At 35.5% G+C, this 13,046-nt stretch carries 12 protein-coding genes; 4 read left to right on the forward strand and 8 right to left on the reverse strand.

All coding sequences use genetic code 11. The features are described 5' to 3' along the window. Positions 1-47: 47 nt before the first annotated feature. The 3 genes from IGJ32_RS10860 to IGJ32_RS10870 form a co-directional block, all read right to left on the reverse strand. The gene (locus tag IGJ32_RS10860; protein ID WP_010720855.1) at positions 48-218 is read right to left on the reverse strand and encodes a hypothetical protein; all 171 of its coding nucleotides are present in this window, start codon (positions 216-218) and stop codon (positions 48-50) included. Between the two features lies 1 nt (position 219). Beyond that, positions 220-891 carry an NAD(P)H-dependent oxidoreductase gene (locus IGJ32_RS10865; protein WP_096708739.1) on the reverse strand — a complete coding sequence of 224 codons (672 nt, stop codon included), beginning with the start codon at positions 889-891 and terminating at the stop codon, positions 220-222. 77 nt (positions 892-968) lie between these two features. After that, a complete protein-coding gene (locus IGJ32_RS10870; protein WP_034699918.1) occupies positions 969-1,874 on the reverse strand; it encodes an AraC family transcriptional regulator in 906 nt (301 codons plus the stop codon). A gap of 194 nt (positions 1,875-2,068) precedes the next feature. On the opposite strand from IGJ32_RS10870, the gene IGJ32_RS10875 reads away from it, so the two are divergent. Genes IGJ32_RS10875 through IGJ32_RS10885 form a run of 3 tightly spaced genes read left to right on the forward strand, consistent with a single transcriptional unit; the run spans position 2,069 to position 5,766 of the window. Next, positions 2,069-3,526, forward strand: a complete 1,458-nt coding sequence (locus tag IGJ32_RS10875) for a glycoside-pentoside-hexuronide (GPH):cation symporter (RefSeq protein ID WP_034699920.1) — start codon at positions 2,069-2,071, stop codon at positions 3,524-3,526. Positions 3,527-3,541: 15 nt separating this feature from the next. Then, a complete protein-coding gene (locus tag IGJ32_RS10880; RefSeq protein WP_096708738.1) occupies positions 3,542-4,576 on the forward strand; it encodes an aldose epimerase family protein in 1,035 nt (344 codons plus the stop codon). Between the two features lie 2 nt (positions 4,577-4,578). Then, positions 4,579-5,766 carry a galactokinase gene (locus IGJ32_RS10885; RefSeq protein ID WP_096708737.1) on the forward strand — a complete coding sequence of 396 codons (1,188 nt, stop codon included), beginning with the start codon at positions 4,579-4,581 and terminating at the stop codon, positions 5,764-5,766. A 222-nt stretch (positions 5,767-5,988) separates the two neighbouring features. Here the strand turns inward: IGJ32_RS10885 and IGJ32_RS10890 are convergent, their stop codons facing one another. The 5 genes from IGJ32_RS10890 to spxA form a co-directional block, all read right to left on the reverse strand. Beyond that, a complete protein-coding gene (locus IGJ32_RS10890; protein WP_034867740.1) occupies positions 5,989-6,456 on the reverse strand; it encodes a DUF4809 family protein in 468 nt (155 codons plus the stop codon). Between the two features lie 542 nt (positions 6,457-6,998). Then, the gene (gene pepF, locus IGJ32_RS10895) at positions 6,999-8,813 is read right to left on the reverse strand and encodes an oligoendopeptidase F (RefSeq protein ID WP_034699929.1); all 1,815 of its coding nucleotides are present in this window, start codon (positions 8,811-8,813) and stop codon (positions 6,999-7,001) included. Positions 8,814-8,936: 123 nt separating this feature from the next. Beyond that, positions 8,937-9,932: a competence protein CoiA gene (locus IGJ32_RS10900; protein ID WP_373169202.1), complete on the reverse strand. Its 996-nt coding sequence runs from the start codon at positions 9,930-9,932 to the stop codon at positions 8,937-8,939. Between the two features lie 100 nt (positions 9,933-10,032). Further along, positions 10,033-10,680, reverse strand: coding sequence for an adaptor protein MecA (locus IGJ32_RS10905; RefSeq protein ID WP_010720865.1), 648 nt, complete (start codon positions 10,678-10,680; stop codon positions 10,033-10,035). Positions 10,681-11,067: 387 nt separating this feature from the next. Beyond that, complete coding sequence (gene spxA / locus IGJ32_RS10910) at positions 11,068-11,466, reverse strand: transcriptional regulator SpxA (RefSeq protein ID WP_002296384.1); 399 nt, start codon at positions 11,464-11,466, stop codon at positions 11,068-11,070. 778 nt (positions 11,467-12,244) lie between these two features. On the opposite strand from spxA, the gene IGJ32_RS10915 reads away from it, so the two are divergent. After that, positions 12,245-12,952 (forward strand): HAD family hydrolase, encoded by a 708-nt coding sequence (locus IGJ32_RS10915; RefSeq protein WP_010720866.1) that lies wholly within the window; start codon positions 12,245-12,247, stop codon positions 12,950-12,952. The last annotated feature ends 94 nt before the right edge of the window (positions 12,953-13,046 follow it).

A 13,046-nucleotide genomic window follows, 5' to 3' on the forward strand; every position in this document is an offset into this window, starting at 1 on the left:
TAATCATCATTCTGAACATTTTAAACTGTGTTATTTATAAACAAAACTCACCATTTTTGATGATTCCAGGATTCTCCATCGATTTCTCCTTGTAATTGGACTTTTCGTTCTGAAATTTCCAGTAAAAGTTTTTTTGTTTCATGCAACACAGCTTTTGTTTCATAATCTACCGATGTACTTAATTCTTCCAATTGTCGTACAAACCATTCTTCCGCCATTTTATTGCTCCTTTAATTCTTGTAAGATAAATGTGAGGTCTTCAATCTCTTCTTTTTCATTCTCTAAATAGTCGATTAAGAATGCTTGCTTAGTCTGATCTAGTTGTTGTAAAGAATGATTGCTGCTTAGTCGCTCAATAAACCAGTTTATTCGCTGGATCAAGGTCGGTTTGCCTACTAATGTCAGGTATTGTTGATACGCCACTAAACGCTCCCAACGCATTTCTTCTGTTTGATACATGAATTGCGCCATCACAAATGGAGGTAAAAAAGTCATTTCAAACTTGTGGGCAATCCGCTGATACGGTCTTAAAAATTCAGAAATGGTATATTCTTCTTTCCCGCCTGCTTGATATTCTTTTTCAGAAACGCCAGTTGTTACGACAATCCCTAATTCTTTGCCTTTAAGAAATTCGTCAGCATGTTCCAATACAGTGTCCTCCCATAGTTTTAAATGAGCTGGCGCACTATACCAATACAAAGGGAATTGGAAGATGATCCGGTCATGTGTTTTTAATAATTCAAGTTCTGTATCACGATCAATCGTCCAATCTGGGTAATGTTTTTCCAAATGATGCCAAGTAACCGTTAAATTTTCAGTTGCTTCTTTGAAAAACTGTTGGTTCAATGATGTCTCAATCGTAGGATGACTAACGATAATCAAAGTTCTCATTTCTTGACTCCTCTTCATTCTTGCTATTTCCTAGTTTAGCACAGAACACAAAATGTCATTAGTCTCCTGCCTTATGGTTAGGTAGACCAGGAAACAATCTCTTGTTCTTCTAATTCTTTCTTCAAAGCACCTAATGAAAGGTTTTTGGACGCTTCATTTTTCATCCGTTTCCGATAATTTGTTGCTGTTTCTCCAGTTGTCTTTTTGAACATTCGGCTAAATACAACTAAACTATTAAAACCAACTTGATAAGCGATACTCTCTACTGAATCATCAGTCAACGATAATAAAAATGCTGCTCGGTTGATTCGCACGCCAATCAAATATTCTTTGATACTCGTTCCTAATTGATTTTTAAAGACTCTTGATAGATGACTCCGGTTGACTGACAGTTGTCGAGCAATTTCCTCTACTGTTAAATTTTCTGGATAGTGTTCTTCAATATACTTCACTGTCTCGATTGCTAGTGGCGAAGAAACCTTTTGATTTCCCAAACCGATTTTCCCACCATCTTTTAGTAATACAGATAAAAAGCGATAAGTCAAAGCCGTCAATTCTAATTCATCTGCTAAACCGTCTTGTGAATAATGAAGACAGTCCAAAATAATATCTATATATGCCGAAATACCTGCAGAAACCATTGTATACTGATCTTCTTTGAATAAGGAACGTTCAATGATCTCTTTCGCTAATGGCCCACCAAAAGACAACCAACAGTAGACCCAAGGCTCTTCACCATCTGCTAAATAAAAAGTAGAATCCCCTGGCCGGATCAAAAACAGATCCCCTTTTTGCAATTGATATTGCTGTTCTTTCACATGGTAAGTCCCTTTACCTTCCATCACGACATGTAACACATAATCTTGTCTGATTGCTGGACCGAAAGAATGATATGGCAAAGTTTTTGAAAATCCACAAAAGTCAAAATAACACCCTTTAGCTAATTCTTGACGTTCTTTTTTTAAAAATATTGCTTGCTCCATCGCTCTCACTCCTTTGTTTTTACTTTACTCTTCTTGTTCTACAACGTGCAACAAAAAGTTAAATATTAGTCACAAAAATATATTCATCAGGAAGCGTTTTCTTGATAAAGTCAATAGTAGAAAAAGAACTTTATTTATTTATTGTAACCTGTTAACTTTTTATTGTATATTTAACAAAGAAGGGATTAGATACTATGAAGAACAAAATGATACAACGGGTTTCTTATGCTTTAGGCGCATTCGGTCATGATACTTTTTATGTTACTCTCAGCACTTATTTTATGGTTTTTGTAACAAGCGAGATGTTTGCAGGTACAGATAAAGCAACTACTGCTCGAATGATCGCTACGGTGACCAGTTTAGTCGTTGGTATTCGTTTAATTGAAATCGTTTTCGATCCATTGATTGGCGGGATTATTGATAATACTCGAACAAAATATGGAAAATTTAAACCATGGCTGGTCATTGGTGGTTTAGTTAGTTCATTCCTTTTGATTTTTCTTTTTACTAATTTCTTTGGCCTTGCTACTCACAATACAACTTTGTTTATCATCCTTTTTACCATTGTTTTTGTATTATTAGATAGTTTTTATTCATTTAAAGATATTGCTTTTTGGTCAATGATTCCAGCTTTAAGTACTGAAACCAAAGAAAGAGAAAAATTCGCGACTTTTGCTCGATTCGGTTCTTCCTTAGGAGCCAACGGGACTACTTTAGTCGTCGTACCAATCGTCACATTTTTCACTTATTTAGTTACTGCTCATCATGTTGAAGGCGCTTCAGGTTGGTTCTGGTTCGGTGTGATTACCGCTGTGATCTCTGGAGGAACTGCAATTATTACAGCTTTAGGAACAAAAGAAGTCGACACGGCGATTCGTCAACAAAATGAAAAAGCAAGTATCAAAGATGTCTTTAAAGCAATTGCCCAAAATGACCAATTAATGTGGTTAGCACTTTCTTACATTGCTTATGCTATTGCCAATGTAGCAACAACTGCCGTTTTATTCTACTTTTTCAAATATGTCTTAGGTCAACCAACTCAATTCTGGATTGTCGGTTTAGTAGCAGCTTTACTTGGACTAGTCGCTGTGCCTTTATTCCCTGCTTTGACACGATTGATTTCTAGACGCTATGTCTATATCGGCGGTATTGCGATGATGATCAGTTCTTACTTCTTCTTCTCTATCGCAGGCACCAGCTTACCGATCGTGATCGTTGGACTTGTTTTATTTTACTTCCCACAACAGTTGATCTTTTTATCTGCCTTGATGACGATCACTGATTCTGTAGAATATGGACAATGGAAAAATGGGATTCGTAACGAAGCTGTGACTTTATCGATTCGCCCACTGCTCGATAAAATTGCAGGTGCTTTATCTAATGGAATCGTTGGGTTTGTCGCAATCGCAGCTGGTATGACTGGAAATGCTTCTGCTGCTGATATTACCAATCATGGAATCATGACTTTTAAAGCGTATGCATTTTATGTTCCTGCAGCATTGATGTTCTTTTCTGCCATCATTTTTGCTTGGAAGATCACTTTGACAGAGAAAAAACATGCGCAAATCGTCAAAGAACTAGAAAATAAATTAGCTTCACATGAAGAACTCGCATCTGAATTAGAAGATGACTTTATCATTCCACAACATTAAGAAAGGAATTATATTATGACGATTACAGAAAAAGACTTTGGTCAGGGGTACCATTTGATCACATTATCCAATACTCACGGACTTAAATTAGCCGTCACTGACTTAGGTGCACGGATCGTTCAGCTAACTGCTAATGATCGGGAATTAATTTTAGGGTTTGACTCCGCACAAGAATATTTGACAAAAGATGCTTATATCGGAGCAACGATCGGACGAACAGCAGGTAGGATTGAAAAAGGCCAATTTTCTTTGAATGATCAAACCTATCAATTGAGTGTCGATCCTCAGACAGGGCATTCACTTCATGGAGGTACACCAGGATTTGAACAGAAAAAATGGACGTATCAACTAAGTGAAACAGACAAAGAAAGCTCAGTCACATTTACTACTACCAGTCCCGACGGAGAACATGGTTTTCCTGGAAATCTATCCGTAGAAGTTTGTTATACTTTGACAGAAGACAACATTTGGCGTGTTAGAACGCAAGCAATCAGTGATCAGGATACGCTTTTCAATCCGACCAACCACGTGTATTTCAATTTAAGTGGCGATGTAGAGGAATCAATTGATCAACATACACTTTGGCTAGACAGTGAGTCTTTCGCTCCATTACGACCTGATAGTATACCAACTGGCGAAAAAGCGAGTGTTGCTCAAACACCTTTTGATTTTCAAACACCTCAAAAATTAGCCACCGTCTTTACTAGTCAATTTGAACAAAAACAACTTGTTGATGGGATCGATCATCCTTTCTTTTTAAATAACCCAGGTATGAATCATGTATCGGCTTATTTATTAAGTCCCGATGAACAAATCAAAGTAAGCATCATGACCGATTCACCTAGTGTTGTGATCTTCACTGCTAACTTTGGGCAAGATACCCCAGAAATGCATGGAAAGAAACTAGCCAACCACGGTGGTATCACGTTTGAGACTCAAATCGCTCCCGGAGCAGAACAGTATCCAGCTTTTGGAAATATTCATTTAGCAGCACACACACCATTTGAAACAACTACAGAATTTAAAATCGACACAAGAGAGGATATCTAACTATGGAAATCAAACGCAGTTTAAATACAAAATTCGCAGAAATCTTTGGACCTAAAAAAACCACACAATATTTTTCTCCAGGCAGAATCAACTTGATTGGTGAACATACAGATTATAATGGTGGTCATGTTTTCCCTGCCTCCATCACTTATGGCACACAAGGAGTTGCCGCACCTCGTGAGGATAATAAAGTATTGGTCTACTCAACAAACTTTGAAGACGACGGTGTCATCAGCTTTACTTTAGACCAACTTGATTACGACAAACAAGCAGGATGGGCAAACTATGTCAAAGGTATGATCGTTAAACTAAACGAAGCAGGCTACCCAATTGGACATGGTTTTGAACTCTTAGTTGAAGGGACGATCCCGAACGGTGCAGGACTTTCAAGTAGCGCTTCCTTAGAATTGTTAGTCGGTGTTGCCTTAGAAGACTTATTCCATTTATCCATTGATCGACTTGAATTAGTTCAAATTGGTAAAAAAGTAGAAAATGAATTTATCGGTGTCAACTCGGGGATCATGGACCAATTTGCGATTGGCTTTGGCGAATTAGACAAAGCTATTCTACTTGATACAAATACGTTAAAATATGAAATGGTTCCAGTAAAATTAGATGGCTATGCAGTAGTAATCATGAATACAAATAAACGTCGTGAATTAGCTGATTCTAAATATAATGAACGACGTAGTGAATGTGAAGAAGCACTAAAACGTCTCCAACAAAAATTAGCTATTCAAGCATTAGGTGATTTAGACGAAGAAACATTTGAAGCAAACATTGATTTGATTGGTGATGACACATTGATTCGTCGTGCTCGTCATGCAGTTACTGAAAACCAACGAACATTAGAAGCTAAAGCTGAACTGGTACAAGGAAACTTGGCTGCTTTTGGTCAATTATTAAATGCTTCACACGATTCGTTGAGACATGATTATGAAGTAACTGGTATCGAGCTTGATACATTAGTCGATGCAGCTCAAAAACAAGAAGGTGTCCTAGGCGCCCGTATGACAGGAGCTGGCTTCGGTGGCTGTGCGATCGCATTAGTCAAAGAAGAAAATATCCCTAACTTTAAAAACAAGGTCTATGATGAATACTTAGACGTCGTTGGCTACGCCCCAGAATTTTATGTGGCACACATCGGCAATGGTACTACAAAGATTATGGAAGAAAGTGTTTCAGCTTAATCCAATGAAAGAAATGTAAGGTAGTTCAACGTTACGTTTCAAAAGAATAAAGCAAAATTATGATCGTCACTTTTCAAAAAAAACAAATAATCATGAAATGCTACCTGAAAATAAGTGTCAAAATAAAGACTGACCGCCAAAAGTTCATTTAAACAACTTTTGGCGGTCGGTCTTTTTGCAGCTAATTTTCTCACCATATCCATTTCAATAAAACATCTACTATTATTGAAATAAATACGCATGATCCGTTTGATCTTCGATTCGTTTTTGCCATTCAGGATCATGTTTTGGTACAGTGGCTATTTCTTTAAATTTGTATGGTCCTAATTCAAAAAACTGTTGAAGGATCTGACTCACTTGCTCAAATAAAGCTGGACGCTCCATCCTATTTTTGACGGTCAGTTGCTGATCAGCTGTACAAAAAGTCACATTTCCTAATTCTTCAGAAACATTGATCGTCTTGCCCGCTCTACTCAACTGGCGAACTTCTCCTAACATTTCATAGATGTCCTCACCTTCATATCCTTCTAGTAGTGCTAGACTGTCAACTAACGAACTCACAGTCAAATCAGCAATGATTGCTGTTTTCGTTCCTAATTGCAACGAATAGATCGCAGCATCTACGATACCACAGGCATTACAACCACCTTCTGTTAACTCACTTTTTCTAGTGATTTGTACTTCCATCATTTCTGGCTCACCTTCTTCCTATTATAGCTCTGTTTTTTATTCTTCGCGTTCTTTGCTCTTCTTTTCTTCATTTCCAAGCGAGCAGCTTCTCGCAGACAACGTACATGACAATTGACATAAGTTAACACTACTTCATCTGACTCTTGTTCAAATCCCCAAAAAGACATATTCATCCTTCCATTTCTTTTTTGAATGTGTATGGTACAAAAATATTGTGCAACTTCTCTGACAATAAGAAAAATTTTGGCTTATTTCATAGAGTTGACACTTGAATACCATCTATGTATTTTTAGAAGTATTGATAGGCATCTCCAACATCTATCAGACAAATTATTTTCTATAGCATAAGAAAAAATAAAATTTACGTCAATATGAACAAGCAACTATAAAAAAATAAAATGCTCTTATTTATTTTAATTATGAGGTAAATAACTAAAACCCACAGAAATCCACATAGGACTTTTGTGGGTTTCAGCTATTTAGATCAGATAAAAGAAACAGAAGCTATCTGTTGATAATCAACGCATTCTTGTCTCGAACACTTATGACAATTTTTCAACTAGTTCCTCTAATTCATTTAATCGTTGTTCAAACTTAGTCATAGCTGATTCGATATAATCAGCTTTTGTCATGTCGACGCCTGCTTTTTTCATGACTTCAACTGGGTAATCACTATTTCCTGATTTCAAATAAGTAAGGTATTTTTCTAGAGCATCTGGCTCTTGACCCCAAATTTTCTGCGCCAAAGCAGAGGCAGCTGAAAAGCCTGTTGCATATTGATAAACATAATAATTATAGTAGAAATGTGGGATACGAGACCATTCATATTTGATTTCCGGATCTTTTTCTACCGCTGATCCATAATATTTGGCATTCAATTCCCCATAACTGTCGCTTAGATATTCACTAGTCAAAGGTACACCTTTGGCATCTTCTTCATGCATGAAATGCTCAAATTCTGCAAATTGTGTTTGTCTGAAAATCGTTCCTTTGAATCCATCAAGATAATGATTCAAGACATATGCACGAACACGTGGATCTTGTTCAGTTTCAAGCAAGTATTCTGTCAAAATATTTTCATTAGTTGTTGAAGCAATCTCTGCTAAGAAAATAGAATAATCACCGTAAACAAACGGTTGATTTGAACGAGTAAAGTAACTATGCACACTATGTCCCATTTCATGTACGAGCGTAAATAATTGATCCAACGTATCATGCCAGTTCATTAAAATATAAGGATTGGTATCATAGCTTCCTGAAGAATAAGCACCACTTCGTTTCCCTTTATTTTCGACCACATCGATCCAACGGTCAGCAAAAGCTTTTTCTACCACTGACAGATATTCTTCCCCCATTGGTGCCAAAGCTTCCAAAGCTTTCTGTTTCGCTTCTTCGTAAGTGAACTTGATAGGAGCTTCTCCTAATACTGGTGTATATAGATCATACATATGCAGTTTTTCTACATTTAAAAGACGTTTGCGTAATTCCATATAGCGATGCAATAGCGGAAGATTTTTATTGACTACTTCAATCAATGTATCATAAACACTTTCTGGGATATGATTATTGCTCAAAGAAGCTTCTCTAGCAGAATGATAATGGCGAATTTTTGCTTTGTAATTGTGCCCTTTGATATGGGTACTCAATGTTGAAGCAAACGTATTTTTAAATTGATCATAGACACGATAAAGCCCTTTGAATGCAGCTTCTCTAACTGTACGATCTGTGCTTTCCATCAATTGACCATAGACACCATGAGAAAGCTGGATTTTTTTCCCATCTTCTCCCACGATCGTAGGAAACTCTAGATCGGCATTGTTTAAAACAGCAAAAGTATCACTGGAAGCGCCAAAAATTTCTCCTGCTCCAGCTAGTAATGATTCTTGTTCTGCAGATAATATATGCGCACGATTATCCACCATTTGTTTTACGTAATGACGATACAGTTCTAACTTCGGCTCTTGCTCAAAATACTGCCAAATCTGCTCATCCGAAAGTTGAAGGACTTCTGGTTCATACCAAGAGACTGCTTCACTTACTTTAGAAAATAAACTTCCTGCTCTCGCATATAACGCTTGATAAGTCGTATTTGCTGTATCTTGGTCATTTTTTAAATGAGCATAGACATAAATGAGTTCCACTTTTCGGTAAACATCTAAAACAAATTCAAGCGCATTCAGAAATTCTGTCGCACCCTTTGCTAATGTTCCTTTATATTGATCGGAATTTTTTAATTCTTCTGTTAATTCTTGGTATTTTTCATCAAATTCTTGATCGCTAGAAAAGATTTTGGTGAGATCCCAAGTTAGTTCTTCAGGCAATTCTTCTCGTTTTGGTAATTGGGTCGTTTCACTCATTTAATACACTCCTTTATTGTTTTCACTCTTTTTTTCTAATTCATATTGAAAATAGAAAAATGAATAAGCCTACTAAAATCAGCTACTCTTAATTAGTGTATCATAATTTATTTCTGTTTGACATCAAGAATATCTCCTCACACTCCTGGTAAAGTAATCGGAAAATCTTTTTCTTATCAACCATTGGATAAAGCCAAGTTGTTTTATTTGGTTCAATTTTTTGGAGCCAATTGAGATACTTCCATTGTTTGTTTCTGCCTGCTTGTTCACTGATGATTTCTTCAAATAAAAGACGATAAAAGAAGACTTTTTCTTGAAAATAAAAAAAAATCGACTTTCTGCGTACATCCATGGAGATAAATAAAGTAAATGTTTTTTTCTAAGATAGAATTGTTTTTGTAAATGAACGTATTTAGACTGACGATAGTATAATTTTTTTTGTAACCATTTTTGACAGCCAACATTAGTAAGAACTTTTTGCCGATTTTGATTCTCCATCTGTTTTTCTAATAGACTTACAGGAGATTCACTAAAGAAAGGCCAGCTGATTGTTTCATAGGTTACTATTCCAGAAAATAATTCTGCCAAATGATAAAACAAATATAATCTTTTTTCCAGCCAATCGATTTTCCATAAATGAGTACCCATGGTGTCATTGTACATACAAAAGTACTTTTCTCTCGTTTTTAAACGATCATTTTTGAAAAAAGCAGAGCCTAAGATCCACCAAACACGATAGTTTTTGCTTAGATATCCTTTTGTTCGTTCTTTCATCCGTTCATAAGCGAGAACTGAACACTGAATTTCTATGGCTAGATCCCCGCAAAGGATATCTGGTCTTTGTCGAAGGGCTGGTAAATAGGCTTCTAAGACAGGCGGATGAGTAACAAATTGTCTACACCACTCAAAAAAATATTTTTTGAGTTGGAGATGCTCTGTTGTTTCTTTCTCACTAAAACCAAAACAATCCTGTAAATTTTTGTGAGCAAAATGTGCTGTTTTTTGCTGCCCAGTTTTTAATATCACTGGTTCCTTACAAGCTGGGCAGAAAAGACTTTGCCGTTTCGTACATGTTGTAGCCAGAAATCTTTTTCCATGTTTATCGATTGCAACCATCATAAATTAGCTGCCCCCCTTCTAAAAGAAAATACGTCAAAAAAAGAACCTGATCATTTTCATTGATCAGATTCTTCAAATTGTTTCTTTGCTTATTTGCTGCTTAAGCAAAATAAAATTTTGTACGTTCCAAAGCATTTCGTTCCATAAGTAATTGCGCATATTCGTTCAATGTTTCAATGGTCCGATCGCTTCTTTCTGCAAACTCTAAAATTCGAGCTACTTCATTAGCGACATCTGTTTGGTTTAAATCTTCCATCCAAAAATGTACGGCTAAATAGTAGATACCATCTAGTAAATACAAATCTGTCCAGGCTGATTCCAACTCGACATCATTGGCTAGTTGAATCATTTGTTCAAAGTCTTCAAAAGCAAAAATCGCTTGGTGTTCTGTTTCATCGGAAATGCGTTCAGTCGTTTCTTCTTCATTATTTAAGATTTGTTGCTGGATAAATTCAGTTACATCATCAGAATCTAAAGAGTCTTCGTCTTCTTGGAGCATTTCTTCATTCGGTAAGTTTTTACTAATAAAAAGTTCTAAACCGTCTCCTTTAGGAAGCACTTGAAATGTAACAGCTTCGCTACTGCGGAACTCATCTTCAATATCAACTTCTTCTAAAATACTGTAGAAAAAATTTTCGATCTCTCTATGGTTACCAAGCAAGTCTAAAAATGAGACGCCTCGCTCTTCTAAATCTTCATGACCGATCATTACTCGGATCGTATTTTCATTAATATGTTCCATTTCCATCTGGCTACACCTCACTTTGCCACAACTATCAATATAACTTCATTGTAGCGAAATAAGCTTAAATGTAAAGAAAAAAAATTACCATTTAAAATCAAAATAAGTTTTTAATTTAACCTTGACATCATTTTTTTCACTTAGCTAAACGTAAAAAAGAGCTTAGGACAAAAAGCCACTCCTAATGCGAGAACAAATAAACGGCATTCAAAAAGTAATCCTTAACAATAAATCGAATTTTTGATACCAAGTATTTTGGTCTTCTCAAATCTCGCTATCACCCAAAGAGTAAAATTCCTTTGCATGTTACATCTAGTTATATGTACTTTCTATTCTGGTAAAAAAAAACTTAGAAAAACTACAAAATAGTTTTTCTAAGTTAACGTTTATTTTCTATAATCCAGCCATTAATTGTGCTTGACGCAATTCCAATTGACGTACATCACGTGGTAAGAAACGACGGATTTCATCTTCATTGAAACCAACTTGTAGGCGTTTGTCATCGATCATAATCGGACGACGCAACAATCCAGGGTTATTTTGAACGAGTTCTAACAGTTCTTGCAATGGTAAATCATCAAGATCCATGTTTAGTTTTTGGAAAACTTTTGAACGTGTTGAAATAATTTCTTCTGTGCCATCTTCAGTCATTTGTAAGATTGCCTTTAATTCTGAACTATTTAATGGTTCAGAAAAGATATTTCGTTCAACAAATGGAATTTGATGTTCTTGTAACCACGCACGGGCCTTTCTACAGGAAGTACAACTTGGGGAAGTATATAGTGTTAACAACGTGCACCACTCCTTTTCATGACTAATGTCACTTTTTTGTAACAGAAGATCATTATAATCTTCCATCTGTTTCTATTATACATAATCAACTTTTAAATAGCTAGCTTTTTTCATAATATTTTATCAAAAAAATGAAAGTTATCTAAGATTTATATTCCGTAAAACCAACGCTTTACGTTTAGTTAGCAATTAAAAAATGAGAGTTTTCAAATTTAATTCAAATATAACCTGCCATTGAAACAGGCTTTAAAGTTGTACTATTATTTTATTGCTCATCCTACAAAAAAACGGTTTCTTTGAAAAAATTATGTTTTTTATTTCTGTCTGCTTTATTTTGTTTGCTATTACAACAGTCCTTTTAATTGAACCTAACCCTTATTTTGTCCGCTAATTAAGCACCCTTTTATATTACAATGGTTATAAAATGAAAATCACTACAAAACGCCTTATCGTCATCATTAAGTGTTATTTTATATTTTAATCATTTTCGTTTTTCTGTATTAAAAAAAACATTCTTTATCAAGTAAAATAGGATTATTCTATTAAAATTAGTCAGAATTTCGTTTCATTGAGGATTAATTTATTCATCAGATAATCAAATGATATTCAATTTTACTATTTTAGTGAAAAAAACTGAAACTTAAAAAGCTTATTCTGTCAAGAAAAGCGAAATATAGTAATAAAAACCTTTATTTAACAACGTTTTAACCGGTATTTTTCTGATACAATAGTCGAGGATTTATGAAAAAAATGATGAAAACCGAAAGGCGTGTAGAATTTGATTAAGTCAGTTGTTTTTGACGTTGATGATACGATGTACGATCAACAACAGCCATTTAGAAATGCGGTAAAAAAAGTAGTGCCGCTTGTTTCAGATATAGATATGGGACCATTATATCTCCGGTTCCGTCATCACAGTGATGAAAATTTCCCTAAAGTGATGGCAGGAAAATGGACCTTGGAGTATATGCGTGCACATCGAATCAGCCAATCACTAAAAGACTTAGATTATCCACATATTACTGAAGAAGAAGGTCTTTATTTCCAACAAGTTTATGAAGAAGAATTAGATAATATCTGTCTTCATGAGGAAGTAAAGAAAACATTGGACTTCTTGACTGAAATGAATATCCCTCTCGGAATCATTACCAATGGTCCCACCGATCATCAAACCAAAAAATTGAATCAACTTCAATTAGCAAACTGGATTCCTTCACAGCATATGATCGTTTCGCAAGCAACAGGATTTCAGAAACCAGAAAAAGAGATTTTTCAACTTGCTGAAGAACGTTTCAATCTAACTGCAGAAGAAACTCTATATGTAGGCGATAACTACGACAATGACGTATTAGGTGCTAAAAGAGCTGGTTGGCAAGCGCTTTGGTTTAACCATCGTGAACGAAAAGTTGATGGTCCATTGAACTGTGATATCGAAATCACCTCATTTGATCAATTATTAGAAACGATGAAAGTAATTTTCAGCTAAAGCATCCATGCACAGCTCCTAGCAAAACAAATAACTAAAAAACTCTCGAAACATAATCTTGTTTCGAGAGTTTTTTATTATTGAGTCTTAAGAT

Source organism: Enterococcus sp. DIV1639a (genome assembly GCF_050530445.1).
GTDB lineage: Bacteria > Bacillota > Bacilli > Lactobacillales > Enterococcaceae > Enterococcus_B > Enterococcus_B hirae.

Coding starts and splice junctions, on each gene's coding strand:
- IGJ32_RS10885 (WP_096708737.1), top strand. CDS start 4,579: ATGGAAATCAAACGCAGTTTAAATACAAAATTCGCAGAAATCTTTGGA.
- IGJ32_RS10865 (WP_096708739.1), bottom strand. CDS start 891: ATGAGAACTTTGATTATCGTTAGTCATCCTACGATTGAGACATCATTG.
- IGJ32_RS10880 (WP_096708738.1), top strand. CDS start 3,542: ATGACGATTACAGAAAAAGACTTTGGTCAGGGGTACCATTTGATCACA.
- IGJ32_RS10890 (WP_034867740.1), bottom strand. CDS start 6,456: ATGATGGAAGTACAAATCACTAGAAAAAGTGAGTTAACAGAAGGTGGT.
- IGJ32_RS10860 (WP_010720855.1), bottom strand. CDS start 218: ATGGCGGAAGAATGGTTTGTACGACAATTGGAAGAATTAAGTACATCG.
- IGJ32_RS10900 (WP_373169202.1), bottom strand. CDS start 9,932: ATGATGGTTGCAATCGATAAACATGGAAAAAGATTTCTGGCTACAACA.
- IGJ32_RS10875 (WP_034699920.1), top strand. CDS start 2,069: ATGAAGAACAAAATGATACAACGGGTTTCTTATGCTTTAGGCGCATTC.
- IGJ32_RS10905 (WP_010720865.1), bottom strand. CDS start 10,680: ATGGAAATGGAACATATTAATGAAAATACGATCCGAGTAATGATCGGT.
- IGJ32_RS10870 (WP_034699918.1), bottom strand. CDS start 1,874: ATGGAGCAAGCAATATTTTTAAAAAAAGAACGTCAAGAATTAGCTAAA.
- pepF (WP_034699929.1), bottom strand. CDS start 8,813: ATGAGTGAAACGACCCAATTACCAAAACGAGAAGAATTGCCTGAAGAA.